General features: G+C 67.0%; 24 protein-coding genes and 1 pseudogene. 21 read left to right on the top strand and 4 right to left on the bottom strand.

What is annotated here, in order from left to right; genetic code table 11:
- Window positions 1–128 precede the first annotated feature (128 nt).
- Both AC3EU2_RS18345 and AC3EU2_RS18340 read right to left on the bottom strand, forming a co-directional pair.
- Window positions 129–1,229 (bottom strand): sensor histidine kinase, encoded by a 1,101-nt coding sequence (locus tag AC3EU2_RS18345; protein WP_488177703.1) that lies wholly within the window; start codon window positions 1,227–1,229, stop codon window positions 129–131.
- A gap of 26 nt (window positions 1,230–1,255) precedes the next feature.
- On the bottom strand, window positions 1,256–1,999 hold the full coding sequence (locus AC3EU2_RS18340) for a response regulator (protein WP_488177702.1): 744 nt from the start codon (window positions 1,997–1,999) through the stop codon (window positions 1,256–1,258).
- Between the two features lie 146 nt (window positions 2,000–2,145).
- Between AC3EU2_RS18340 and AC3EU2_RS18335 the strand changes: the two genes are divergently transcribed.
- From AC3EU2_RS18335 to AC3EU2_RS18305, 7 genes are all read left to right on the top strand, one after another.
- Window positions 2,146–2,391 (top strand): SHOCT domain-containing protein, encoded by a 246-nt coding sequence (locus AC3EU2_RS18335; RefSeq protein WP_488177701.1) that lies wholly within the window; start codon window positions 2,146–2,148, stop codon window positions 2,389–2,391.
- Between the two features lie 44 nt (window positions 2,392–2,435).
- Window positions 2,436–3,932: a multicopper oxidase family protein gene (locus tag AC3EU2_RS18330; protein ID WP_488177700.1), complete on the top strand. Its 1,497-nt coding sequence runs from the start codon at window positions 2,436–2,438 to the stop codon at window positions 3,930–3,932.
- On the top strand, window positions 3,925–4,299 hold the full coding sequence (locus tag AC3EU2_RS18325; protein ID WP_488177699.1) for a hypothetical protein: 375 nt from the start codon (window positions 3,925–3,927) through the stop codon (window positions 4,297–4,299). The genes AC3EU2_RS18330 and AC3EU2_RS18325 overlap by 8 nt, the downstream gene beginning before the upstream one ends.
- A gap of 105 nt (window positions 4,300–4,404) precedes the next feature.
- Window positions 4,405–4,632 carry a YgaP-like transmembrane domain gene (locus tag AC3EU2_RS18320; protein ID WP_488177698.1) on the top strand — a complete coding sequence of 76 codons (228 nt, stop codon included), beginning with the start codon at window positions 4,405–4,407 and terminating at the stop codon, window positions 4,630–4,632.
- Entirely contained in the window at window positions 4,629–4,925 is a 297-nt protein-coding gene (locus AC3EU2_RS18315; protein WP_488177697.1) for a hypothetical protein, read from the top strand. The genes AC3EU2_RS18320 and AC3EU2_RS18315 overlap by 4 nt, the downstream gene beginning before the upstream one ends.
- Before the next feature lie 849 nt (window positions 4,926–5,774).
- Window positions 5,775–6,962: a YVTN family beta-propeller repeat protein gene (locus AC3EU2_RS18310; protein ID WP_488177696.1), complete on the top strand. Its 1,188-nt coding sequence runs from the start codon at window positions 5,775–5,777 to the stop codon at window positions 6,960–6,962.
- Window positions 6,963–7,196: 234 nt separating this feature from the next.
- Complete coding sequence (locus AC3EU2_RS18305; RefSeq protein ID WP_488177695.1) at window positions 7,197–8,357, top strand: phenylacetate--CoA ligase family protein; 1,161 nt, start codon at window positions 7,197–7,199, stop codon at window positions 8,355–8,357.
- A 345-nt stretch (window positions 8,358–8,702) separates the two neighbouring features.
- Here AC3EU2_RS18305 and AC3EU2_RS18300 read toward each other — a convergent pair whose 3' ends face one another.
- The gene (locus tag AC3EU2_RS18300; RefSeq protein WP_488179517.1) at window positions 8,703–8,987 is read right to left on the bottom strand and encodes a DUF2752 domain-containing protein; all 285 of its coding nucleotides are present in this window, start codon (window positions 8,985–8,987) and stop codon (window positions 8,703–8,705) included.
- Between the two features lie 767 nt (window positions 8,988–9,754).
- Between AC3EU2_RS18300 and AC3EU2_RS18295 the strand changes: the two genes are divergently transcribed.
- The 4 genes and pseudogenes from AC3EU2_RS18295 (at window position 9,755) to AC3EU2_RS18280 (ending at window position 14,937) form a co-directional block, all read left to right on the top strand.
- Window positions 9,755–10,570 carry a prolipoprotein diacylglyceryl transferase gene (locus AC3EU2_RS18295; RefSeq protein WP_488177694.1) on the top strand — a complete coding sequence of 272 codons (816 nt, stop codon included), beginning with the start codon at window positions 9,755–9,757 and terminating at the stop codon, window positions 10,568–10,570.
- 372 nt (window positions 10,571–10,942) lie between these two features.
- A complete protein-coding gene (locus AC3EU2_RS18290; protein WP_488177693.1) occupies window positions 10,943–13,762 on the top strand; it encodes a heavy metal translocating P-type ATPase in 2,820 nt (939 codons plus the stop codon).
- A gap of 387 nt (window positions 13,763–14,149) precedes the next feature.
- Window positions 14,150–14,455 (top strand): annotated as a pseudogene (locus tag AC3EU2_RS18285) (DMT family transporter); the annotation flags it as partial.
- Window positions 14,456–14,478: 23 nt separating this feature from the next.
- Window positions 14,479–14,937 carry an EamA family transporter gene (locus AC3EU2_RS18280; protein WP_488179525.1) on the top strand — a complete coding sequence of 153 codons (459 nt, stop codon included), beginning with the start codon at window positions 14,479–14,481 and terminating at the stop codon, window positions 14,935–14,937.
- A 370-nt stretch (window positions 14,938–15,307) separates the two neighbouring features.
- Here the strand turns inward: AC3EU2_RS18280 and AC3EU2_RS18275 are convergent, their stop codons facing one another.
- Window positions 15,308–15,859 carry a class I SAM-dependent methyltransferase gene (locus tag AC3EU2_RS18275; protein ID WP_488179516.1) on the bottom strand — a complete coding sequence of 184 codons (552 nt, stop codon included), beginning with the start codon at window positions 15,857–15,859 and terminating at the stop codon, window positions 15,308–15,310.
- 918 nt (window positions 15,860–16,777) lie between these two features.
- Here AC3EU2_RS18275 and AC3EU2_RS18270 point away from each other — a divergent pair.
- The 10 genes from AC3EU2_RS18270 to AC3EU2_RS18225 all read left to right on the top strand — a co-directional run bounded on the left by AC3EU2_RS18270 (window position 16,778) and on the right by AC3EU2_RS18225 (window position 25,977).
- Window positions 16,778–17,401, top strand: coding sequence for a hypothetical protein (locus AC3EU2_RS18270; protein ID WP_488177692.1), 624 nt, complete (start codon window positions 16,778–16,780; stop codon window positions 17,399–17,401).
- Window positions 17,394–18,068, top strand: coding sequence for an ATP/GTP-binding protein (locus AC3EU2_RS18265; RefSeq protein WP_488177691.1), 675 nt, complete (start codon window positions 17,394–17,396; stop codon window positions 18,066–18,068). Before AC3EU2_RS18270 ends, AC3EU2_RS18265 begins: the two co-directional genes overlap by 8 nt.
- A gap of 433 nt (window positions 18,069–18,501) precedes the next feature.
- A complete protein-coding gene (locus tag AC3EU2_RS18260) occupies window positions 18,502–18,942 on the top strand; it encodes an FAD-dependent oxidoreductase (protein WP_488177690.1) in 441 nt (146 codons plus the stop codon).
- A 50-nt stretch (window positions 18,943–18,992) separates the two neighbouring features.
- On the top strand, window positions 18,993–19,391 hold the full coding sequence (locus tag AC3EU2_RS18255) for a hypothetical protein (protein WP_488177689.1): 399 nt from the start codon (window positions 18,993–18,995) through the stop codon (window positions 19,389–19,391).
- 154 nt (window positions 19,392–19,545) lie between these two features.
- The gene (locus tag AC3EU2_RS18250) at window positions 19,546–20,064 is read left to right on the top strand and encodes a YgaP family membrane protein (protein ID WP_488177688.1); all 519 of its coding nucleotides are present in this window, start codon (window positions 19,546–19,548) and stop codon (window positions 20,062–20,064) included.
- Window positions 20,065–20,141: 77 nt separating this feature from the next.
- Entirely contained in the window at window positions 20,142–22,622 is a 2,481-nt protein-coding gene (locus tag AC3EU2_RS18245; protein WP_488177687.1) for a heavy metal translocating P-type ATPase, read from the top strand.
- A 182-nt stretch (window positions 22,623–22,804) separates the two neighbouring features.
- Window positions 22,805–23,404 (top strand): DUF305 domain-containing protein, encoded by a 600-nt coding sequence (locus AC3EU2_RS18240; RefSeq protein WP_488177686.1) that lies wholly within the window; start codon window positions 22,805–22,807, stop codon window positions 23,402–23,404.
- 46 nt (window positions 23,405–23,450) lie between these two features.
- Complete coding sequence (locus tag AC3EU2_RS18235; RefSeq protein WP_488177685.1) at window positions 23,451–24,323, top strand: F510_1955 family glycosylhydrolase; 873 nt, start codon at window positions 23,451–23,453, stop codon at window positions 24,321–24,323.
- A 280-nt stretch (window positions 24,324–24,603) separates the two neighbouring features.
- On the top strand, window positions 24,604–25,311 hold the full coding sequence (locus tag AC3EU2_RS18230; protein ID WP_488177684.1) for a hypothetical protein: 708 nt from the start codon (window positions 24,604–24,606) through the stop codon (window positions 25,309–25,311).
- Between the two features lie 186 nt (window positions 25,312–25,497).
- The gene (locus tag AC3EU2_RS18225) at window positions 25,498–25,977 is read left to right on the top strand and encodes an FHA domain-containing protein (protein WP_488177683.1); all 480 of its coding nucleotides are present in this window, start codon (window positions 25,498–25,500) and stop codon (window positions 25,975–25,977) included.
- Window positions 25,978–26,119 lie beyond the last annotated feature (142 nt).

The raw sequence follows: 26,119 nt of genomic DNA, 5'->3' as shown, positions 1-26,119 counted from the left end.
ATGTCGATGCAGCAGGTATCAGATCCCACCATCTCCTGCAGGCCGCGGACGTGATCCTTGGCCTTCGCCGTCCGCGTGATGGCGTAGCCGGTGAAGCCCTCCCCGAGGTCGTCGGCGGGCAGCGGGGGCTACGTGTGGTTGCGGGGGAGTCGGATGGTGAAGGCTGCTCCGTCACCGGGGCCGGAACTCGACGCGGAGAGACCTCCGCCATGGGCCTCGACGAGCGCCTTGCTGATGGTCAGGCCGATGCCGCTGCCGCCGCGAACGCGGCTGCGTGCCGGGTCGGCGCGGTAGAACCGCTCGAAGACGCGGGCCAGATGGTGGGCGTCGATGCCTTCGCCGTTGTCAGCCACGGTGATCTCGACCCAATCGGCGTCCGGCTTGCGCACGGAGACTCGAACGCGACCGCCGGGAGGGGTGTGCTGCAGCGCGTTGTCGAGCAGGTTGGCGAGCACCTGACCCATGCGGTCCGGGTCGGCCAGAACGGAGCCGGCTGGCCGGGTATCCACTTCAAGGGTCACCTGCTGTGCGTCGTACGCGTCGTGTGCCGCCGCCGTGGCCGACTCAACCAACGTGTTCGCGTCCATGGGCACGGGTCGGAGGTCGAGCCCACCTTCCTCCGCGCGGGCGACAGCAGTGATGTCCTCGGCGAGGCGCTGCAGGCGGGCGGTGTTGCCGTGCAACACCGCAAGAGTCTCGTCGTCAAGACTGCGTATGCCGTCCTCGATCGCCTCCAGGTGCGCCTCGATGCTGCCCAGCGGTGTGCGCATCTCATGCGCGAGATCGGCCAGAAGGCGGCGACGGGTGGTCTCCACATCGCCGAGACGCTGGGCGAGGTCGTTGATGGTCGTGGCGAGCTGGTCGAACTCAACGCCCAGACCGGGGCTCGGGACCTGTGACCGATAGTTCCCGCCGGCGATCCTGGAGGCGGAGTGGGCGACGGCAGCGGTGGAGCGCTGTACCCGTCGAGTGAAGAACGCCGTCACCCCGAGCGCGAGGAGAACAGAGGCGGTCAGCGCCACACCCAACGAGATGAGCAGGGCAGACCCGAACGCCTCCTCCACGTGGGCGGCCTCGCTGGGGGAGTGACCGACTCCGGCCTGTTGCAGATGGTCATGAAAGATGCTGGGCCCGACGACAGACGCGACAAGCCAAGAGGTCACGGCGCAGGCGACCAGCACGAGGGTCTGCGCGATGAGCAGGCGCGGCGCCAAGCCGGCCCGCGCCAAGCTCCGTGCCTCCCGCCGAGTCCGCGTCACGCGCCCGTGCCCATCCGGTACCCGACGCCCCGAACCGTCCGGATGAAACGGGCGGCTCCAGCGTCGTCGCCGAGCTTGCGCCGCAGATGGCCGATATGAACATCAACGAGGTGCTCGTCACCCACCCACGTCCCGCCCCACACCTGGTCGATGAGCTGTCGTCGGCTGAAGGCCATCTCAGGGCGCCCCGACAGCACAGCGAGCAGGTCGAACTCGGTCCGGGTCAACGACACCGGCTCATCGTCGAGCCAGACGTCGCGTCCGATGGGGTCGATGGCCAGCGTCCCGAACCTGCGCGAGGTAGGGCGGTCATCCGCACCGTCCGACGGGCGAGGCCGGCGCTGCATGGCTCGAAGTCGTGCCACGAGCTCGCGTGGGCTGAAGGGCTTGGTCATGTAGTCGTCCGCGCCGACCGACAGCCCAATCAGGGTGTCGAGCTCGTCCGCCCGCGCGGTCAGCATGACGACGTAGGCGTCGGAGAAGGTGCGCAGCTGACGGCACACCTCGATCCCGTCCAGACCCGGCAGGCCGATGTCGAGCACCACCACGTCGGGGTCGAGCTTCCGAGCACGCTGCACGGCGGTGACGCCGTCATGGCACAGGTCGACCTCGTAACCCTCGCGTTCCAGGTAGCTGCCGATGAGGGTGGCCATGGGGAGGTCATCCTCGACGACCAGCGCACGGACGCCGCGGGCCGGTGTGGTGGGGTCGGGTTGCGCGGCTGCCGTGTCGTGGACCATCAGCCCATCGTGCAGGACTCATTCGTTACGACCCGACAGGACGCCTCGGCGTGAGCACATCTTCAGTGAACCTTCACAGAACCGCAGCCGTCTGAACCGGGTCCCTGTTCGACAGTGGGGTATCGAGAACGAAGGAGCTGAGGTCAATGATGTGGAACGACGGCATGGGGTGGACGGGGTGGCTGTTGATGAGCCTGACGGCCATCGCCTTCTGGGCGCTGGTGGTGTTTGCTGTCGTGTCCCTGTTCAGGGGTACGCGCAGTGACCCGAAGCAGGTCGGGGACGAGAACGACAAAGACGCCCGTCGCATCCTCGACCAGCGGTTCGCCCGCGGTGAGATCGACGCGGACGAATACCACGCCCGCCAGCTCGTGCTGCGCTCGACGCACTGACGCCACCCGGCCGACGAAGCCCACCCTTCTCAGGAGACGCGAGCATGCCCGCCATCACCAGACGTACGGTCCTGCTCGGTTCCGCCGGCGGACTCTTGACCGTCGGTGGACTGGCAGGGTGCAGCACCTCATTCGGTACAGCGGTCACGTCCTCGTCCCGGGCCGTCGACATGGCCGAGCGGGGACGACGGGCGGCCGGGCAGCGCACCGTCACCGCGCGCTTGGTCCCCCGCCCAGCCACCTTGGATCTGGGCGGCCCCACGGTCCAAAGCTGGGTCTATGGCGACACCGTTCCCGGCCCGTTGCTACGCGCCACAGCAGGTGACCGGGTGGTGGTGATCGTCGACAACGCGCTTCCCGAAACCACCAGCGTGCACTGGCATGGCGTGGCGCTGCGCAACGACATGGATGGCGTACCCGGGATGACCCAGAACCCCATAGGGGCCAACAAGCAGTTCACCTATGACTTCACCGTTCCTGATCCGGGCACGTACTTCTACCACCCGCACTCCGGCGTCCAGCTCGACCGAGGTTTGTACGGCGCACTGGTCGTCGACGACCCGGCCGAGCCCGGCGCCTATGACGCGGAATGGATCGTCGTCCTCGACGACTGGGTGGACGGCACCGGCCAGACACCCGACGACGTGCTCGCCGCACTGCGGAAGGGAGGCGCGGGCGCGGGCGGTATGGACCACGGCTCCATAGGCGGGATGCCGATGGGCGGCATGGGCGGGGACATGCAGTCACCGCTCCTCGGCGGCGCGGGTGATGTCGCCTACCCCCACTACCTCATCAACGGACGGGTTCCTGCATCTCCGGTCACCTTGAGCGCGAGGCCCGGCCAGCGCGTGCGGATCCGCATGATCAACGCGGCGTCGGACACTTCCTTCCGCGTCGCGCTTGGTGGACACCGCCTGACGGTCACGCACAGCGACGGCTTCCCCGTGGCCCCGGCAGAGACGGACGCACTGCTGGTCGGGATGGGCGAGCGCTTCGACGTGCTCGTGACCCTGGGCAATGGGACCTTTCCGCTGGTCGCATCCGCCGAGGGAAAATTCGGCCAAGGGCTGGCCCTGGTTCGCACAGCGGGCGGTGAAGCCCCCGCTCCCGACGTGAAGCCCACCGAGCTGCGCAAGCAAGTCGTTCTCGGCACTCACCTGCGCGCCGCGCCCCAGGTCGCCCTGCGCCCCCGAGAGGTCGATCGCACGCACGACCTGGTCCTGGACGGGTCAATGAGGAACTACCGCTGGACCATCAACGGAAAGACCTTCGACGACGCAGACCCGCTCGAGATCCGGCAAGGCGAGCGGGTCAGGCTGCGGTTGCGCAACATGTCGATGATGTTCCACCCCATGCATGTCCACGGCCACACCTTCGGACTCCGCGAGACAGGGGCACGCAAGGACACCGTGATCGTCCGGCCCATGGCGGCCGTCGACGTCGATCTCGACGCTGACAACCCCGGGCAGTGGGCGACCCACTGTCACAACATCTACCACGCCGAGGCCGGCATGATGACGACCCTGTCCTACCGTGCCTGACCGGAAGCCCAGCCGCCTGGCAGCCGTCCGGGATGCCACCGGCACCGTCATCGGTTCCGTTCTCGGGCTCATCCCTCACGTCCTGCACCACGTCGGTCTGATCGCGGGTACCGCGTTCTTCACCGGAGCGGGCGGTAACGCGACGCTCTACCTCGTCGGCCTGCTCCTGTCGATCCCGATGCTCAGGCGCATCCACCGCAGGTTCGGGACGTGGCGTGCACCGGCGATCGCAATCGCCGTCTTCACAGCCATGTTCCTCCTCTCGGCACTTGTCGTCGGGCCCGCCATCAGCGCCGACAGCGCCCCGACCGATGCGCCAAGCCCTGGCCCAACGCCAACGGAGCAGCACACCGAGCACCACACCTAAAGCCTTCAGCAAACCTTCACCAAGGGCGCGCTGCTACCTCTACTTCGGTGGACCACGGTGGAGATGGAAGAAAGGAAGGACGACATGGGCATCGAAAGACCCTCCGTGAACATCACCCCCGCTGAACGCATCGCCAGAATCGTCGTTGGCGCAGCAGCCGTACTTGCGGCTGTCTTGCTCCTCCAGGACGCCGGCTCCGGCCTCGCGGTAGTCCTTGAGGCCCTGCTGGGCCTCGCCGGGCTCGACCTCGTGGTCACCGGTGCGACCGGCCACTGCCCGCTGTACAAGAAGCTGGGGCACGTCCCAGCATCACTGAAAGGACGACCGTCATGAGCACCACACCGAACGGCGACCGCCCGCTGGTTCACTGGCACGACGAGACGTCCACGGCGGCAACGACAGCTGAGCAGATGCCTAACCATCCCGAGGACCGACCCTCGGACGAACCTCACGGTCATGGTCGCGGTCACGGTCTGATGATGCTGCTCTGCTGCGTTCCCATGCTGTTGATCGTCGTTGCGCTCGTGGCTACCGGCGCTGCCGGCACGGGCGCCATCGCCTACGCACTCCTGTGCACGGCCATGATGGCCGCGATGATGTTCTTCATGCCAGGCCATCGGCACTGACCAGAACCGTTACCCCACGGGGGTATTTTATTCCGCGGCCGACATGCGCGCATCCCAACACCCCTGGCCAACGGAGCCCGGCTCGGCCACCTACGGCCATGACGCTGCTCACGGCAGGATCGCCGGTTCACCAGCGTGCGGAAGGGAGGCGAGTCGGTGCGCGGTCGGCTTATGGGAAGCGGGACCCCGGGAGGCGCTGGGCACCCACTGCGACCGGTTCTCTGAACTCCAAGCTTGGATCCTGCGATCCTCTCGGCGGGGGCGACCACCGTCGTATCTCGTCCGGGCATGCTTTCGGTGTCGGACAACGCCACGGTGGCGCGCCCTGCGGCGCCGGAGGGTCAAAGATGTTCGGCGACCACCTCGCCGGATGGGTGTTGCTACTCATGGGTCCTCGTCCCCAATGTCACCAGCCGTCTGTCTGACGGCGTACGGGTGGCACGTCCATCAACATTCGGGCGCTTCGACCAAACCCCGACTTTCAAGGGGTCCTCGCTTGCACGATGCCTGTCGATGCCCCGACCAGGGTCTGGGCATGACGTCAGGGCGCGTACCCCAAGCGTCATGCGTGCGGGCACAGTCGTGCCGAGATCGGCGACGAGGCGTTGGTCAGTGCAGCTCCCACCTGAGACTGAGCGCCGGCAGCCCTACCGGGGGGTTTCGGCGCTTACTGGACCGGTGTCGGGCAAGCGACTGGTTTCCGTGAGGTAGACACATTCCGTCGGAACCTTGATCAAACGTTGAGGAAATCGACGTCGTTCATGAGGGGCCGGCGCCGCAGGGTGGAGATGGCGGATCAGGGGCGCGCTCGCCGAGCGGTTCCCCACCGAAAGCGACCAGGAGTCCTTCATGACTGACAGAGCGTCCACGGCGGATGGCACACAGGCGGACCGTATCGCGCGAAAATACGGGAGCTGGCGAGTCGTCGTTCCTGTGGTGGCAGCGGCAGGTATCGCCGCGGGCGTGCTGGTTGCCTTCGTTCTGAGCGGCAGTCGCGAGCCGGTAGGGGGGTCCTCCGGAGTCACCGGCGGTGCGTCGTCCCACCTGAGGATGGTCGCTGGGACGGTGTGGGTTGCGAACGAGGACGGTGCGAGCCTCAGCGCCATCGACACAGCCAGCAACACGGTGGCCACGACAGTCAAGGGCGTGGAGGGGCCGCACAACGTGCAGGTTTCGCCGAACGGCAAGAGTGTCTGGGCGGTCAGTGGTCATGACTCTCTGGCGGTGATGTTCGATGCCTCGTCCCTGCAGCTTCATGGTGTTGCGGCAACCGGCGGGGCGCCCGCTCACGTCGTCCTCGCCCCCGACGGCCGGACGACGTACACAACGAACGGTGCCGACAACACGGTGACAGTGATCAACTCCGCGACGATGGCTGTTGTGGCGGAGATTCCGGTGGGGGCCGGGCCCCATGGGTTGCGCCCCAGCCCTGACGGCCGGCAGGTGGTCGTGGCGAATGTCGCCGGGAGCACCCTTACTTTCATCGACACGGCGGGCAACACCAAGGTTGCGGACGTCGAGGTTGGAAAGGCGCCGGCCCAGGTGGCCTTCTCGCCTGATGGCGCTGTCGTGTACGCGTCGGTCAGCGGCGAGGACGCCGTGGTGAAGGTCGATGTCGCGACCCTCAAGGTCCTGGGCCGGGTGGCAGTGGGGGATGGGCCGATTCAGACCTTCGTGACTCCGGACAACCGGTACCTGCTGGTTGCCAATCAGGGGCGAGAGGACCGGCCAGGCACGACAGTGTCGGTCATCGACACCACGACGTTCACGGTGGTTCGAACGGTGGAGACCGGCCAAGGCGCTCACGGGATCGTCGTGGACCCCTCAAGCCGGCACGCCTACGTCACGAACATGTACGGCGACGATGTCGCCGTCATCGACCTCGAGGAACTGCGCGTAGTGGCTCGCATCCCCGTGGGGGACAGGCCGAACGGAATCAGCTTCTCGCCGGTCACCGTGCCCGCCCAGGAGGCCGTCAAGCTCGACGTGCCTGACCCACATGGCGGAGCCGAGTCGAACGCGCCCATGGCTCACTGACTGAACGGAGTGGATGGAATGAGAGTGTCACTTCTCGCCAAGGTCCTCTCTCGTCACCGCGAGCTCCGGCGGCGCGAGTCATGGACCCGACCTGAGCTGCTGGCCCACCAACAGCGATCGCAAGCCGCGCTCCGGAACTTCGCTCTCAAGGCGTCGCCGTTCTACCAGCGGTTTCATCAAGGGCTCGGTGGCGCCCCTCTGAGCGAGCTTCCCGTCCTGACGAAGGCGACGCTCATGGAGCACTTCGACGAGGTGGTCACCCACCGAGGCATCGTGCTGCAGGATCTACGGTCTTTCCTGCCGCGGATGGCCGCCGGCGAACTGTTCCGGGGCAAGTACTACGTGTCGGCGACGTCGGGCACCACCGGGGAGCCGGGGGTGTTCCTCTGGGATGCCGATGAGTGGGCGGGGGTTCTGGCCTCGTACAGCCGCCCGTACGCGTGGGGCGGGGTGGACCCCCGCCTTACGCGTCGAACCAAGATGGCTGTGGTCAGCTCCACGACCCCGTGGCACCAGTCGGCACTGGTCGGTGCCACCGTCGACAGCCCGTTCATCCCCACGCTCAGGCTCGACTCCGGGACGCCGATCGACGAGCTGGCCCCACTCCTGCAGGCATTCCGGCCCGACGTCGTCGTCGGCTATGCCTCCGTCCTGGGGCTGCTCGCTGCCGAGCAGATGGCGGGGCGACCCGCGGTATCGCCACAGGCAAGTTTCAGCTCGTCCGAAGTCCTCACAGACAGCACCCGTCGCATGATCGCGAGCGCCTGGGGTCATGAACCGTTCGCTGTCTACGCGGCTACCGAGACCGCCGGTATTGCGGCCGAATGCGAATACCACAGCGGCATGCACCTGTTCGAAGACACTGTCATCACCGAGGTCGTCGACGAGAACTATCAACCGGTGGTCACCGGCGAGTACGGCGCGAAGGTGCTGGTGACGGTCCTGGGGTCCCGCGTGCTACCGCTCATCCGGTACGAGATGGGGGACAGCGTGCGGCTCTCGCCGGCGGATCCATGTCCGTGCGGCCGCCCCTTCGCCCGGCTCGACGGTATCCAAGGCCGAGAGCAGGAGGCACTGCGGATGGCGCGACCTTCGGGGGGTCAGGTGATGGTGCATCCAACCGTCTTCCACAACGTCATGGACACCGTTCCGGTGACCGCGTGGCAGATCATCCAGGACGCCGACGGACTCACGATCCTGGTCGTTGGTCTGGCGACCGACAGGGACCCCGATCGGATCGCGAGATCAGTGGGCGAGGCTCTAACCCGGATCGGCGCGGCGCAGACGTCCATTCACGTGGAACGAGTCGACGCCATCCCCCGCACCAGGCTCGGCAAAGCCCATCTGATTCGATCTGCGGCGGGGTCCCTGAATACCGGCAACGATCCGCTCTGATGTTCCCTCGCGGCCCCCACCAGAGGGTGTGCAGCAGCCGGACGCAAGGGCGGCTTCGTACCCCTCGGACGTGGTTGTCGTCCTGCTCGACGTCCACCGCCAGAGGTTCTCCTCACCACGTCGCACGCAGTTGCTCCTGCGTGGCCCCGTGACTCGGCTGAGGAGTTGGAAGGCCTTCGTCCTCGATCGCCACCCGATGGAGGCGTCGTCAGTGGCGCACTGGTCTAAAGCGTTGTCAGGCTGGCCGCGATCGTGCGAAGTCACGTCGGACCGCCATGGTGGTGCGAGCCGAGCACGCCTCTCGCGCAGCCGGCGCGGTCGCTGCGCCCGGACCCTGCCTGTCGGTCACCCGCCCGTCCATGGCTGCACCAGGAGCGCCGCGTGCATCTGCTGACGGATCCCCAGGAGGACCAGCGCCACCACGAACGCTGCGAGCAGCGGCCACCTCATCTGACGGGGGAGCCGAACGTCGTACCAGATGCCGGCGGTTACTCCTAGGAGAACGCGCAACGTCAGGGCTGCCAGGCCGAGCGCCAGGGGGAACACGACGGGGTTGTACTCGGCAGCAGCTGCAAAGTCACCAGAGGCCAAGAGGAATGTTGCGCGAGTGCCCCCACAGAGGGGGTCCATGATCCCGATGCGGTGCAAGGGACCGTGCAGATCTACTGTCGGCACCCCCGCCGTTCGCAGACCCACCGTGCTCAGGATGATCGCAGCCATAAACCACGACAGCACCGGATGCAGGTCTCGCGGCGATCGCTGGAGCACACGGCAATTATGCCGCCCAGCGGTGCGTGCTGCCCTGCGCCCGCTTGGGGAGAGCCCGAGGCGCCAGCCCGCCACGGGGACGGTAGCCGGGGGAGGCGAACCTTCATCGATCCTTGAGCATTCGGACGGTGAGCGCTTCATCAACCAACGGCACTGTGGGGAGTGCGACCCCGGGCTGGCGCAATCGGTGCGATTGGCCGGGCGGTCGCACCAAGGAGCAGGTCATGACACAGTTTCTGCAACAGAACTGGGTGTGGGTCATTCTCATCGGGGCCATGTTGGCGATGCATCTCGGGGGCCACCGACACGGTGGCCAATCCGGCCACGGGGCGAGGCACGCCGGATGCGGCGGCCACGCCGCACACAGGACCTCCGGCCGCGAGGAACAGCAGGATCACGGCCCAGCAACCACAGAGCAGACGGACCCGGATCCCAGCCGCACCGCGACCCGGTCGCACTCGGCCCGAGATGCCTCATAGGACCGGCCTTGCTTGGGACAAACCCTTCCTACGATGCGACGAGGGTGCGAACGTACCGGGCGGCCCTTACGGGGTCCTGCCTGGCCCTCGCAGGGCCGGCCGTGATGTCAGGTCGTTGTCCCCGTCTTAGCTTCCGTTAGGAGCGCACACATGAGACCAGTGCTTCTCTCCGTGTTCGGCTTCGACGTCCAGACCTACGGTGTGAGCAAGGTGCTCGCGGCCTGGGTGGCGGCCCTGCTCCTTGGGCGTGCGTTCGAGCGGCGCAGGGTGGGTAGCCGTCAGCAGGCGTACTCGCTGGTCATGTGGTCGACGGTGTGGGGTTTCGTTGGGGCCAAGGCGTACTACCTGCTCGAGCAGGTTCCGACTCTCACGATGCACGACTTCGGCGGGATGGGCTTCACCTGGTACGGGGGACTTCTTGGGGGCGCAGCGGCGGCCCTCATCATGGTCCGGCGGTGGCGCCTGCCTCTCGGGGTCGTCGCGGGAGCCTTGGCCGCGCCACTGTCCGTCGGGTATGCCATAGGACGGCTCGGTTGCCTCCTCTCGGGTGACGGCACCTACGGGCGACCAACGACGCTGCCGTGGGGTATGACGTTCCCTAACGGCGTGGTGGCCACTGACGTTGTTGTACACCCGACCCCGTTGTACGAGGCGTTCGGTGCCTTGGTGATCGCTGCGGCGTTATGGCAGCGGGGCAAGGTCACCAGCGGCCCGGCTGTGTTCGCCTGGTACCTCATCCTTAGTGGTGGCGCACGTTTCCTCGTAGAGTTGTTGCGCACCAACGCACCCATCCTCATGGGCCTCACGCAGCCCCAGCTGTGGGCCCTGACGAGCATCATCGGGGGAATGGGGCTGTTGGTCTGGGCGGATTCGTCACGACAGGCGCCCCCCTCAGCTGGTGGCGACGGTGCCGCACCCGGCGCGCCCGCGAGGGTCGCCCGCGCGCAGGCGGGGGTCTCCCGCTGACCATGGCCGCGAAAGTCGCGCATACTGCTCGGCGCCTATGTCCTTGGTTAGGCTGGCAAGGAGGATTTGCCGGCCTTTACCGTGCACCTGCGCTCTGCCCGCTGCCGCATGGTGCTCGAGGAACTGTCTGGACCCCCAAGCTTGTCCACCGCCCTCGATCCGGCCGCCGTGGGAACTCGTGCGATCCCTGTCGTTCGGACGCGTTCGCACGCCCGTGCTCACCCGTGCGCCCGCAGCCATGCCGATCTACCTTCATTGGACCTTCACGGATTCTTAGCAGGAATCGGCCAACGGCTGAGGTTTCATGGGAGAGAACCAGAACGCGGTGGCTCGGATAGCCCGGCCAGCACCGCTCGACGAAAGTGGATTCCGATGACCATCGGTGATGGCGTGACCGTATCTGTAGCGCTCCTTCTCACTGGCCTGTTGGCGTGGTTCTTCTTCGGTCCGAAAAAGTCACGACAGGCCGAGATGGAGGAAGGTGTCCAGCTGGTGCGGGTCGGCGTGAAGGGGGGTTACAGCCCGGACTTGATCGAGGTCCGTGCCGGTGTCCCGGTCCGGATGCTCTTTGACCGGCAGGAGGCTGGCGACTGCTCATCCAGGGTGGTGATGCCCGACTTCAAGGTCAACGAGCTGCTTCCGGCCTACGCGACGACGGCTGTGGAGTTCGTGCCCGGCGAGGAGGGTGACTTCCGGTTCGCCTGCGGCATGAACATGATCAGCGGCACGTTGCGCGTTGTGGGCGCCTCCAGCGAGGCGACGATGGCAGCTCCGTTGACGAACGGGGCCGCAGTGGCGCTCCTCGAGCGCGGCGCGGGGGACGGCTCCGAGCCAACCGGCGACGTCAGCCCAGCCGAACACCACTCGGGCAGCCGCTCAACGGACGACTCCCTGGAGCCGGACGGCTCAGACGCCGGGGTTGCGGAAACCGGCGCCGTCGACGCCGAGGACGCGGAAGCAGCCGAGCGGGAGGCGGAGATCAAAGACCTGACCCGTCGCGTCGTCGTCGGCGCGATCCTGACGGCGCCGGTGCTGTTCGCAGTGATGCTGACGGAGTTCTTCGGCGTGACCTGGGTTCCGGAGCTGCTGATGAACCGCTGGTTCCAGTTGGCCCTGATCGCGCCGGTGATGGTCTACACCGGGTGGCCGATTCACCGGACAGGGTGGCTCGCGCTGTCCCACCGGACGGCGGATATGAACTCACTGATCACGCTGGGCACGGTGGCGGCGTTCGGGTACAGCCTCGTGGTGACGTTCATGCCAGCGATCCTGCCGGCGAACGTGCGAGAGGTGTACTACGAGGCGGTCGGCGTCATCATCACCCTGATCCTGCTCGGCCGGCTGTTGGAGACGAGGGCCAAGGCGGGCACTGGCGAGGCGATCCGAAACCTGATCGGCCTGCAGCCCCGCACGGCCCGGGTGGTTCGCGACGGAGTGGAGTCCGAGGTCCCGATCGATGAGGTGAACGTGGGCGACACCGTCCTGGTGCGCCCCGGCGAGAAGCTTCCAGTAGATGGGCAGGTTCTCGAGGGCCGCTCCGCGGTTGATGAGTCCATGGTTACCGGGGAGCCGATGCCGGTGACGAAGTCCGCCGGCGACCCGGTCATCGGCGCGACGATCAACCAGACAGGGTCGTTCCGATACCAGGCCACGAAGGTTGGCGGGGAGACGATGTTGGCCCAGATCATCAAGCTGGTCCGGGAGGCTCAGGGCTCCAAGGCCCCGATCCAGCGGCTGGTCGACATGGTGTCGGGCTACTTCGTTCCGGCAGTGATCGCGATCTCCATCTGGGCTTTCGTGGCGTGGGCGCTGGTCGGCCCGCCGCCGGCGTTCGTCTTCGCCTTGGTAGCGGCGGTGTCGGTGTTGATCATTGCCTGCCCGTGCGCGCTCGGTCTGGCCACGCCGCTGTCCATCACCGTCGGCACCGGAAAGGGCGCGACCAACGGAATACTCATCCGTTCGGCCGAGGCCCTGGAGACCGCGCACAAGCTGGACACGATCGTCTTGGACAAGACGGGCACCATCACCAACGGCACGCCCATCCTGACCGACGTCCTGCCAGCCGAGGGCTTCGAGGAGCGGGTCCTGCTCGCCCTCGTCGCGGCGGTGGAGGGCTCCTCGGAGCACCCCCTGGGGGCGGCGATCGTGGCGGGCGCGCGCGAGCGCGGCCTTGAGCTGTCGCCCGTGGACGGATTCGACTCAACAACCGGGCAGGGCGTGCGCGCCGTTGTCTCGGGTCGCGAGGTGCTCGTGGGTAACCGCAGGCTGCTTGAAGCCGCAGCCATCGACCCGGCATCGCTGATGGGGGACCTCGGCCGACTGGCGCGAGACGGCAAGACACCCATCATGGTCGCGATCGACGGGCGCCCGGCCGGCGTCATCGGTGTCGCCGACACGGTCAAGGACGGGTCGGCGGCGGCGGTGGCCGCACTGCAGGCCCGCAGGATCGAGGTCGTCATGATGACCGGTGACAACCGGGCCACCGCCGCAGCCATCGCCCGCCAGGTCGGCATCCGCCGGGTCGTGGCCGAGGTCATGCCCGAGCACAAGGCAGCCGAGGTCAAGCGACTGCAGGGCGAGGGCAAGGTCGTGGGAATGGTCGGGGACGGCATCAATGACGCACCCGCGCTGGCCCAAGCGGACGTCGGCTCGGCCATCGGCACGGGCACCGACGTCGCCATCGAGTCCTCCGACATCACCCTGATCTCGGGCGCCCTGTCCGGGGTGGTCACGGCGGTGGACCTTTCCCGAGCGACGATGCGCAACATCAAGCAGAACCTGGTGTTCGCATTCATCTACAACGGGATCGGGATCCCGATCGCCGCGGGCGCCCTCTACCCAACCTTCGGGCTCACGCTGAGCCCGATGATCGCCGCCGCTGCGATGGCCCTCTCATCGCTGTCGGTCGTCGCGAACGCCAACCGGCTCAAGACGTTCCGTCCCCAGGCCATCCCAGACACCGTCACGCCCTCGAACGCCGACCCGGTGGTCGAGATCGGACGGGACGAAGAGAAAGAGGAAACACCCATGCCCACCCAGACAACCGTCACCGACCCCGTATGCGGGATGAGCATCGAACCGGCCAGCGCAGCCAGCACGATCGAGCGCAACGGAACCAGGTACTACTTCTGCTCGACTCACTGTGCAGCCACCTTCGATAAGGACCCCGAGAAGTACGCCGCCACCACCTGACACCACTCGGTACCCGCCGGAACTCCAGGCGGGTACCGGGAGCACAACCACGACCGTCGCCGCACCACGAGTGATAGCCCATGACCACGACCACTGCTTCACCGGCGCTCCCTGCGGCCCAGCACGACCTGATGAACCGCCTGCACCGCATCGACGGCAAGGTCCGCCGGATCTAGCGAAGGGTCGGGCACGACGGCGACTGCGGAGACGTCCTGGCCCAGATCTCAATCGCATCCCGCGCATTGGAGGGCCGGCCCTGACCCTGCTCGAGGACCACGTGCCGCACTGCCTGCTCAGCTCCGCCCCGGGTGTGTCGGAGGCCAAGCTCCAAGAGGCTTCCGAAGCCATAGCCCGGCTCGTGCACAGTTGAAGAACGCAGGACGCGGCATGCCGCAAACCTTGACCGGCCTTGGGGTGCCAACGCAGGCGTCCTGGCAGCGGGACTCCCTTGGGCAGCCCAGAGCCGGACGCATGCTGTTCATCACGGCCACGTGGGGCGCCTGCTTCATCTTCATCGCGTGGGGTCTGCGGGACGCACCTGCCCTCTGGTTCGGCGCCCTGCGGGCGCTCATCGCTGGGGCAGCCCTGGTCGCGCTGGGCCTGGTGCAGCGCCGCCCTCAACCCCGCGGTGCACGCGCTTGGGGCTGGATCGCGCTGACCGGGCTGGTCAACGTGAGCCTCGCGTTCGCCGCCATGCTCGCCGGGGTGTGGCCGGTTTGGCGACGGGGACCGCAGCGGTCTTGGCGAACGCCCAGCCACTGCTCATCCTGCTCCCGGCCTGGTGGCTGTACGGCGAGGTCGTGTCTGCACGCACCGCCACCGCCCTCGTCGTCGGTTTCGCCGGTCTCGTCGTGGTGGCCCTGCCCGGTGGTGGTGGCAGTGGAGCCGCCCTATCGCTTCTGGCGGCGGCGGCCGTGACCGCAGGTACGTTGCTTTCGCGTCGACTGTCCGCCATCGACGTCCTAGCCGCTACTGGTTGGCACTTGCTCATCGGAGGCCTCGCGCTCGGCGTCTTCGCGATGCTCGTCGAAGGCGCCCCGGTCATCGACTGGACCCCCCGGTTCATGGTCTCTTTGGCGTTCTTGTCACTGGTGGGCACCGCTGCCACGACCGTCGCATGGTTCGTCGAGGCCCGACGAGCCCGCCTAGACGCCCTCACCGCCTGGTTGTTCTAAACACCCGTGGTGGGCATCGTTCTGGCCGTGTGGGTCCTCGGCGAGCGCCCGGCCGGGTGGGCCGCGGTGGGGCTCGTTGCGACCTTGGTGGCCATGTGGGTCGCTCTCAAACCTCAGGGGGACGCCCACGAAGGACCGCCGTCTGCGTAGCAAGATTCCGGACAACGCCGCATGGATCTCAAGCAGCTGCCCGCCTCTCTCGTGGTTGTCGGCGCAGGCAAAGTCGGTCGGGAGCAGGCCCGCTTGTTCGCTCTCCTCGGCGTGCCAGTGACCATCGTTGGGCGACTCGCGCCGAGGGCCGGACCGGCTCCTTTCCCTATCGGCGTCGCACGCGCTCATGGCACGCGGCGAAGCAGGTCGAACACCGGGATCAAGTCTTCGCCGGCTTGTGGGCGTGAAACCGCATGACGTGGCCGCGCACGGCCCGCCGGACCGTGATCCGGGTGAAGCCCGCACGCAGCAGTCCGTTGATGAGTTCGTCCGGGGCGATGAGGCGGTGAGGCGAGCCATCGACTTGGTGTACCCAGCGGGCGAGCCGGGTGTCGGTCAGGTCGTAGCCGAGGAACTGGCCGCCGGGCTTGAGCACACGGGAGGATTCGGCTATGGCCTGGCGCCAGTCGATCACGTGGTGCAGCATCAGGTACGACATGACCGCGTCGAAGCGGCAGGCGGCGAACGGCAGCGACGTGACGTCGGCGACGTCGGCGTTGACGTCGGCGAAGCGAGCGAGTTGTGCGCGAGCGGCATTGACCATGGCTTCGTCTACGTCTGTCACTGTGATGTTGGCAGCAGGGAATCTTTGGCCGAGACCGGCGGCCATCGCTCCGCACCCGCCACCGATCTCGAGGACGTCGCCGGTGAAGGAGTGTCCGTCAAGTGCCCATGGCAGGACTACCCGCCCTGCGAAGGACCGCCACGGCATGCTTCGGCAGAAGGCGCTTTCAATGTTAGACATGACCGGCATATTCATCTCCTTCACTCGGGCACCGGTTGCGGGCCTCTTCTCCGTGCATTCCAAGGCTGACGCTGCCGGGCCGACAAGGCGAGCCGCCCGCACGGGGCGGACGGCTCGCAGATGGGCCTACCGGAGGACAGGTACAGCCTGACCAATTGTCTACCCGCCCACGCTTTTGCCAACGCCGCACGTGCTAGCGGAGAGGCTGAGCCCGAGGACGACGACGCTGGTGACGCCGAGCACGTGGTCGCCGACGACCGGGGGCAGCAGCGCAAGGGGAGCACGCCGCGGCGGCAAGCGTGACCTCCAGTGAGATCGCGACCATGATCTGCCGGCCTTGACTGGTTGCACGGGATAGGTCGGGCAGGGGGAAGAGGAGTTGACGCGCACGGTGCACCGGGATAGGGGGCGGCGTTGGAGCTGGGCGGGCCGGGCGCAGCCGCTATGACACTCGGGGCCAGCCGGATGGGGAGGCGGGGGTGTAGTGCGCCGACGAGGTGAAAGAAGGTTCCCGGCGTGCTCAGCACCGGTCGTCCCTTCCTGTGCAGTCCGACATCGTGGGTGGCCCCGATCAGGGGCCTTCGAAGTCCGTGAGCAGCGCTGTGGCTTGTGCCGCCGTAGCTGAAGGCTTGACGAAGGTCGCGAAGGCGTTGGCGCGAGCTCACCCATTCGGCGCCGTGGCAGACGGGGCCGGATCTTCATCGCCGCGACACCGGATCTCCATACAGTGTGGCGATACTCGCAATGTGTTCAGTAATCACCTACTCGGCTTGCTCAACTCGCCCGACGGCGTCCCAGAGAACGTGTCCGCTCGCGCGCCATCAGCGCTACCAGTGAGGCGCTGTGGGATCCAGCTCAGGACCGGGGGGAACCATGAACCAAGGCGTGGCACTGGTTCAGGCCTACTTGCACGTCAACGGGTACTTCACGGTGACGGAGTACCCGGTCATGGATGTGTTGGGTTCCGGGGAGCCCTTCGCCGTGACAGACCTAGACGTCCTGGCCTACCGGTTCGCGGGCGCCGGCCATGAGCTGGTCCATGGTGGCGCAGGCCGTGAGAGCGTGTATCGGATGCCCGTCGATGTGGCTTTGCATCCCTCATCCGTGATTCCGGACATGATCGTAGGGGAGGTGAAAGAGGGGCGGGCTAGGCTGAACCCTGCCCTCCGGCAGCCCGAGGTGATGGCGGTGGCCTTGGCACGCTTCGGGTGCTGTGGCGTTGAGGAGGCCAGCGGGCTCGCCCGTGAACTGGTACTACGTGGCCACGCGGTCAGCGCCGCTGGTCATCACGTGCGCACGGTCGCCTTCGGCGGGCGCGGTCAAGCCGGCCAGCAGGGAGCAATGCTGGTGATCCCGATGAGCCACGTGGTGTTGTTCCTCGAGGAGTACCTCAGCGCCGCGTGGCCCGTGCTTCGTCACGCTCAGCTCAGCGACCCAGCCCTGGCACTGCTCGCGCTTCTGAAGAAGAGTCGTGTCTCCATGCCCGAAACGAAAGCCGGTCATGACTGAGGATCACCTGCAACCGGAGTGTGGCTGCTCTACGGCCCACAGGCCGAAGCGGATCGTCTTGACGGGCGGACCCGGTGCTGGCAAGACGGCCCTGCTCGAAATGGTCCGCCGCACCATGTGTCGTCATGTTCGCATCCTTCCCGAGGCCGCCAGCGTTGTCTTCGGTGGTGGGTTTCCCCGGGAGAACGGTGATGCGTTCCGACGTGCGGCTCAACGGGCGATATTCCATGTGCAACGCGAGCTGGAAGTCACCGGTGAGCTCCATCGACCGGCGATCGTGCTCTGCGACCGCGGAACGCTGGACGGCGTGGCGTATTGGCCGGGACCTGTCAACGATTTCTGGACCGCGGTGGGGGAGTCGCCGGGGAACGAGCTCCGCCGATACGACGCCGTGATCCACCTACGAACGCCCGCGCAAGACCAGGGTTACAACCACGTGAACCCACTTCGGGTCGAGTCAGCGGACGCGGCTGCCGTCATCGATGGCCGCATCGAGGCTGTTTGGCGCGAACATCCAAGCCGGTACGTCGTCGCCGCAACCCACAGCTTCCTCGAGAAGGCCCGCTCAACCTTGGCGATTCTGCACTCCGAACTCCCCGACTGCTGTGCCTTACACCTGGAACGAAGCCTCGGACCGTCGCATGTGAGCGGCCCTCCTGTGCTTTAGGTCTTGCTTTTGGTAGCGGCCAACGGAGCGCGAACTTACGCCAGGGCGGTGGACTCACTCGACCCAGCGGGTCTTGAGTTCGCGGACCAACTGGGCAGGTACCAGGCACGCGGACGCGTGTTCGCCCTATCTGTGCTGCTCGCATGCCTTGTTGATGATGATGACGCTGGGCCCTAGCAGTCCGGCGTGCACGCCGTTGCCAGCGTGCCGCTGACCAGCACGACCGCGATGAAGCCGCAGGACCTGCCAGGGGGGTGGTGATCGTCGGCGACGGCTAGGTCGGTCTAAAGCAGGCTCAGCTCTGGGCCCACCTAGGTTTGCACGTCACGGTCATCGGACGGTTGGCGTCGCACGCTGAGCCAGAGGTCGCCGACGTGCTCCGCAGGGTGTTCGGCACGATGGCATCACCGTCGTCGAGGAGCGCGCCGCCCCTGTGGAACGCACCGCCATCGGCGACGCTCTGGTCCGAACTGAACTCGGCCACGGGCTGACCGGACAACGACTGCTGATAGCGACCGGTCGGCGCGCGAAGACCGACGGCCTCGGGCTGGATGCCGCCGGAATCAGCACCGACGATCGTGGATTCGTCACGGTCGACCGGGATCAGGCCACCAGCAACCCGCGGGTCTACGCCGCCAATGACATGTCCGGCGCCGCGCAGCACGCCTACCTGGCGGCGCAGACCGGGCGCGCTGCGGCGTCTGGAGCCCTCGGCCAGCCCACCACAGTCGACTACCGGGCGCTGCCGCCAGTGACGTTCACGACTCCGCAGCTCGCCATCGCAAGGCTGTCAAGAAGAGCAAGCGCTGGCCGCCGGCTACGACTGCCGGATCCTAAGCACGCAGGACGTCCCACGGGCCCTGATCGACCGTGACACCTGCGGCTTCCTCAATCTCGTCATGGACACCGGCACCAGAAACGTTCATGGGCGCCCACGCCGCGGTCGACGGCGCCAGGGACGTGATGCTCGCTGCGACCTACGCGATCGAGTACGGCGTAACCGTGGATCAGCTCGCGGACACGTGGGCGCCGTACCTGACGATGAGCGAGCACTGCGCATCTGCGTCGGCCTATTCCGCGACAAACCGACGAGTTGCTGCGCGTGACCAGCTAGCGCTGCACCGAATGGGTCAAGGCGAAAAGGCGCAGCCGCGCTGCATCGCGTCGAGGTCGATTTCGACGCTGTCGACGCTGGGCAGTGGGCAACGCACTGTCACAACGTGGCGTGCACCGGCCGTCGCGATAGCTGTCTTCACAGCCGTGTTCCTTGTCTCGGCTCTTGTCGTCGAGCCAGCCGATCACCGCCGACAGCGCCTCGACTGAAGCGCCGAGCCCTGGCCCAACTTCACGGGCCGCACGAGGCCCCACACGTGGAGCCTTCAGCAAACCTTCATAAAGGGCCCGCTGCTACCTCTACTTCGGTCGACCACCGTGGAGATGGAAAGGGAAGGACGACATGGGCATCGAAAGATCCTGGGTGAACATCACCCCCACTGAACGCATCGCAAGAGTGGTTCTAGGCCTAATGGCTGTCGTGTCGGCAGTGGGGCTCTTCCGGGACGAAAGCTCCGTCGCAGCAGTGGTCCTCAGTGCTCTGCTTGGCCTTGCTGGTCTCGATCTGGTCGTCACTGGCGCCACGGGCCATTGCCCGCCGTACGGGATGCTGGGCCATGTTGCGGCATCACCGGAGGGGCGAAGGCGCACTACCACGCCGGAGGACCAACGTCGTCTCTTCGGTTGGTATGAAGACACGCCCAGAATGAAGCCGACATCCGACTATCTGACGGACAAGCCTGACCGCCAGCCGCTAGGTGACTCCTCCAGTCATAGTGAGGACCACGCTCAGATGTTGCTGGCCTGCTCCACTCTGATGCTGTTCATTGTGTTTGCGCTGGTGGGAACCGGTGTGTGGGGCTCGGGTGCCATTGCCTACGCGCTCCTGGGCGTGGGCATGCTGGCCGCGATGATGTTGCCCCTGCCCGGGCACCGGGGTTGAGCGGAATACCCCCAGTGGGTATAATGTTCCTCCTATCTGACACTGAGTTTCGAGCCGATCCACGGAGATGCGTTGTCATGAGTCAGAAGACCGTCCTGCAGCTGGGAGGCCTGCACTGGGCCACCTCTGCCCGAGCCATCGAGTCCACACTGACTCGTCGGCACGGCGTTGAGGCAGTCGAGGCAAACGCCGCGAACCAGACCGCCACCGTGACGTACGACCCCGGGGTCACGTCGGTGGCGGAGCTTGCGGGGTGGGTTCGCGACTGCGGCTACCACTGCTCGGGCCGGTCCGTGCCCAACCATCTCTGCGAACCGGTGGACGAGCCATCGCCACCCCGCGCGGCTCACTCCGACCCTCACAGCCACCACGCCGAGGAACACGAGGTTGAGAGGCGCGCAAAGGCCAAGGTGACCGAGGGACCTCAGGGGGACGCACGGCATGCCCACGACGCAGCTGGTGTGCCCAGCGTTCATTCACCTCACGAGTTGATGGGACACGGTGGGCACGCCGGCATGTCGATGGAGAGCATGGTCCGTGACATGCGGAACCGCTTCCTCGTGGCACTGGTGCTCGCCGCGGGGATCACCCTGTGGTCGCCCATGGGCCGGGACATGTTCGGATTCACGGTGCGCGCGCCGTTCGGGCTGCGCGACGACGTGTTCGCCCTGATTCTCAGCCTGCCGGTCGTGTTCTACTCCGCTTGGATCTTCTTCGACGGCGCCTGGCGGGCGCTGCGCAACCGCACGCTCGACATGATGGTGCTGGTCGCCGTCGCGGTCGCCGCCGGCTGGCTCTACAGCGTCGGCGTCACCGTCACCGGCGGCGGTGAGGTCTTCTACGAAGCCGCCGCGGTCCTGACCACGTTCGTGCTCCTCGGGCACTGGTTCGAGATGCGGGCCCGCGGCGGCGCCAACGACGCGATCCGCGCCCTCCTGGACCTGGCACCGCCCAAGGCCACGGTTTTGCGGGGGGACCAAGAGGTCGAAATCCCCACCGCCGAGGTCGTCGTCGGCGACCTCGTGCTGATCCGACCGGGTGGCAAGGTGCCCGTGGACGGCACGGTCGAGGACGGCATCTCCGAGGTCGACGAGTCGATGGTCACCGGCGAGAGCATGCCGGTCGGCAAGTCCCCAGGCTCCGAGGTGATCGGCGCCTCGATCAACACCACGGGCACCCTGCGGGTCCGGGCCACCAAGGTCGGCTCCGACACGGCGCTCGCCCAGATCGTCCAGCTGGTGCAGGAGGCCCAGAACTCCAAGGCCCCCGGACAGCGGCTCGCCGACCGCGCCGCGTTCTGGCTCGTCCTCGTCGCCCTCGTCGGCGGCGTCGGGACCTTCCTCGTGTGGCTGGCCGTCGGCGCACCCGTGCAGGTCGCCCTGCTCTTCGCCATCACGGTCGTGGTCATCACCTGCCCCGACGCCCTCGGCCTGGCCACCCCGACCGCGATCATGGTCGGCACCGGGCTCGGTGCCCAACGCGGCGTGCTGTTCAAGAACGCCACCGCCCTGGAGTCCGCAGCCCGCATCGACACCGTCGTGCTCGACAAGACCGGCACCCTCACCAAGGGTGAGCCCGAGGTCACCGACGTCGTCGTCGCCGACGGCACCGGCGAGGACGAGCTGCTGCGTCTGGTCAGCGCCGTCGAGCGCGAGTCCGAGCACCCCTTGGCGGGCGCCATCGTCGCGTATGCCGTGGAGCGGGGCATCGCGCCTCCCGTCGCCTCGGGCTTCCGCAACGTCCCCGGCCACGGGGCCGTGGCGGACGTCGACGGCCACCGTGTCGTCGTCGGCAACCGCAAGCTCATGACCCAGGAGGGCATCGACGCCGGTCCGCTGCTGGCCCGACGCGAGGAGCTCGCCGCCAGCGGCCGCACCGCGGTGCTCATCGGCGTGGACGGGCGCGGCGCGGGCGTCATCGCCCTGGCCGACGCGGTCCGCGAAACGTCCGAGCAGGCGATCCGCGAGCTGCACGAGCTCGGCACCGAGGTCGTCATGCTCAGTGGCGACAACCAGGCCACCGCAGAGCGCATCGCCGGCCAGCTCGGGATCGACACCGTCATCGCCGAGGTGCTCCCGGGCGACAAGGCCGCGAAGGTCGCCGAGCTCCAGGCCCAGGGCAGGAAGGTCGCCATGGTCGGCGACGGCGTCAACGACGCCCCCGCCCTGGCCCAGGCGGACCTCGGCATCGCCATCGGCGCCGGCACCGACGTCGCCATCGAGACGGCCGACCTCGTGCTCATGCGTTCGGACCCGCTCGACGTGCCCATCGCGCTGAGAGTCGGCCGCGGCACCCTGCGCAAGATGCGCCAGAACCTCGGCTGGGCCGTCGGCTACAACGTCATCGCGCTGCCCATCGCGGCCGGCGTCTTCGAGCCGTCGCTGGGCCTCGTCCTGCGGCCCGAGATCGCGGCCCTCTCGATGTCCGGGTCCAGCGTCATCGTCGCCGTCAACGCTCTGCTGCTCAAGCGGCTCCGCCTCCCCGCGGCACCGCAGACGGCGGCACGCCTTGAACCCACACAACATGCAGCCGAGCCCGTCGCCCACCCCGGCGGCTGACGCGAATCCGATCAGTCGTAGTGCCGATCAGCCGACCCAAGGCCATCTTCATTAAACCTTCAGGAAATTCAGATCAGAGCCTCATCGTCGCACCGCATGCTGGACACCGGTGCGCACCTGACTTCCCCTTTGCCGGGTGCGCACCACCGCGATCGAAAACGCAACTCAAGGAGCAAACTCTCGTGCACCTCAACAACCGCTACCCCATCCTTGCCGGGCTCGGCATCACGACCGTGCTCACGCTCAGCGCCTGCGGGACGGACGACGCCGTGACCGGAACGAGCGATGGGACGAGCTCCACGACGTCGAGCACGTCCGAGGCAGCTGACGCTGGCCAGAAGGGCGACGTCATGTTCGCGCAGATGATGATCCCGCACCACAAGCAGGCCGTCGAGATGGCGGACCAGGCTCTTCAGAAGGACGCTTCCCCGAAGGTGACGGAACTGGCAGAGCAGATCAAGGCGGCGCAGGGTCCTGAGATCGAGACCATGACGAAATGGCTCGAGGAGTGGAAGGCGCCCATGACGGCGGAGCAAGGTCATGGGGGACACGGCGGCGGTGGCGGCATGATGGACGACGGAGACATGAAGGACCTGTCCGCAGCCCGTGGTCCGGCGTTTGACGAGATGTGGCTCACGATGATGATCGAGCACCACGAGGGAGCCGTCGATATGGCGCAGGACGTTCTCAAGACGACCAGCAACCCTGAGGTCAAGGAGATGGCCCAGGCCATCGTCGATGGGCAGAACAAGGAGATCGCCACCATGAAGGCCCTCCTCTGACAACCCGCCAGCACGCACACCGACGACCTCCACCCGAAAGGCTCCGATGCGCTGGCCGGCACACCATGGCACCCGCGCGATAGTTGCGGCGGCTAGCTCGCTGGTGATACTCGCGGGGTGTTCGGCGGAGGCCAGCGACGAAGCAGACCAGGCGCCAACCGTGTCGGTTGGCGCCACCGGGGCCGCGCTACCGTCGGCGCACGTCCATGGGGTCGGTCGAGACCCTGGGGACGGTGCGCTTCTGCTGGCGACGCACGAAGGCCTCTTCCGGTACGGCGCCGACGGCCCCACCAGAGTGGGCCCCATCGTCGACCTCATGGGGTTCACCATTGTCGGTCCAGGTCACTACTACGCCTCGGGCCACCCCAACATGGTCCGCGACCTTCCTCAGCCCATGGGGCTCATCGAGAGCACCGACAGCGGCAAGAGCTGGACAGTTCTCTCGCGCGGGGGACAGTCGGACTTCCACACCCTCACGCAAGCCGGTGACACCCTCATCGCATTCGACGGACAGCTCCGCCGCACAAGTGACCACCGAGCCTGGTCAACTGGCGCCCTGTCGGGAGAACCACGAACGCTCTCCTCCGACCCAGAGGGCGAGACCGTTCTCGCGACCACCCAGACCGGGCTGATGGCGTCCAAGGACCAGGGAGTCACATGGGCGCCGATCGCGAATGCACCGCCGCTGCTGCAGGTTGCATGGGGTGACGCGCGAACGGTCGCGGGCGTCACCCCCGACGGGGCAGTAGCGATGAGTAGCGACGGCGCCCAGACATGGCGATTGACCGGGGCAAGCGTCCCTCCTCCGCAAGCGATGAGCGCCAGCGTGACCAAGGCAGGCCTTGAAATCCTCGTTGTGACCGAACAGGACGTGCTCGGCTCAAAGGACGGAACGCGGTTCACCACCATCAGCAAATGAGGTGGGGTCGCTCCCACCAGAACCGGTGAGGCGAATCGGCGGCGTCCCGCGTCTGCTCAACCTTCCGATCCGGAACAACCACTTCGTTGTCTGTTGTTCCCGCCTCGATTGCGCATGGGTCCTAGCGCGGTGGACGGTGCCAGGCGCCCAGCCGCGATGGACTCAAGGCGTCCCCCTGACCGCAGAAGTGGCGGCTTCCCAATCCGTTCGGCGTGCGGCTCCGAACTGCTTGGGACCACCGAGATCGCCTCCTTGGTCACCCTTCTCCCAGGAGCGAATCATGACGCGAAGCACCACAGCTTTCCTCGGTACCTCAGTACTCGCGCTCGTCGCGGCGGCGTCCCTCGGCACGAGCTCAGCCTCGGCCCACCCGAGCCCGGCGGGCAACGGCGCCGACAGGACCGTGTCCCTCAGCGCGCAGCTCGACGAACTCAACAACTCCGGTGCGTCCGGCACCGCCACCGCCACGGTGCGCAACCAGCGCATCCAGAAGATCGACGTGCACGCCCACGGCCTGACTCCCGACGCCCCGCACGCCCAGCACATCCACTACGGCCAAGAGGCCCTCAACGAATGCCCGACCCTAGCCCAGGACGACAACAACGACGGGCGCCTCAACACCGTCGAAGGCATCCCGGCATACGGACCGGTCGTCGTCTCGCTCAACACCTCCGGTGACACCACGCCCGCCAGTTTCCTGGACGTCACCCGGTTCCCGGTCTCCGACAACGGCTCGTACCACTACAGCCGCGACAACATCAAGTTCACCCGCGTCGCCGGCACCGGCTACACCGGCGGCGGCGGCACCGCCAAGCAGATCGCCGACTCCATCCGCGAGGGTGAAGGCGTTCTGGTCATCCACGGGGTCGACTACAACGGCAACGGCGTCTACGACTTCGAGGGTGCGGGTGCCAGCGAGCTCGACCCGAACCTGCCCGCCGAGGCGACCGATCCGGCCGTCTGCGGTGTCCTCAAGGTCGACAACTGACCCCTGATCTCGGCAATACCTTGACGCTTCGTCAGTAGCAATGGCCCACCGACACCACGGTGGGCTATTGCTGTACTACCTCCGGGATTTGTCAACGCCTGCACGGCAGTCGCCTGTTCATCCCTCGACCGACCATCTAGCGTGAGTGGTCCAGACGCTCGTGTTCAGACACAAGGAGCCGCACTGATGAGTGACCGCAGTCGTCAGATCCCGGACCGCGAGCCGGAGTCGTCGACGACGATGCACATCCCTGCGGTCGAGGGGCTCGAACGCTCCGACGTCGTCCACGAGAGCGAGCACGTCCTCACCCGGGCCGACCAGGCCACCGTCGAGACGCTCCGTCCCGACACAGCCCTGCTCGTCGTGCTGCGCGGCCCCAACACCGGGGCACGCTTCCTGCTCGACGACGACCGGGTCACCTCGGGGCGCCACCCCGAGAGCGACATCTTCCTCGACGACGTGACGGTGTCGCGCAAGCACGCGACGTTCGAGCGCACCGGGGGCCGGTTCGTCGTCAAGGACGTCGGCTCCCTCAACGGCACCTACGTCAACCGTGAGCGGATCGACGAGTCGGTCCTGCAGACCGGCGACGAGGTGCAGATCGGTAAGTACCACCTCGTCTTCTATGCCGCCAAGCAGGCCTCAGCGGCCGCTGACCCTTGGTGAGGGGACTCACGACCCTGAGAGCTCGCCTGACTATCCGCGTCCGTCCACCAGACCCCTCGTTTATGTTCTAAACGCAAGACCTTCGCACCCGCTTCAGCGCCCAGGCTCGTCATCCAAGGCATAGGTTGAGCAGTCTCCCGAA

Source organism: Knoellia sp. B-D-2, from assembly GCF_057714695.1.
The sequence above is the reverse complement of the archived record's forward strand: the minus strand, read 5'-3'. Positions and strand labels throughout refer to the sequence as shown.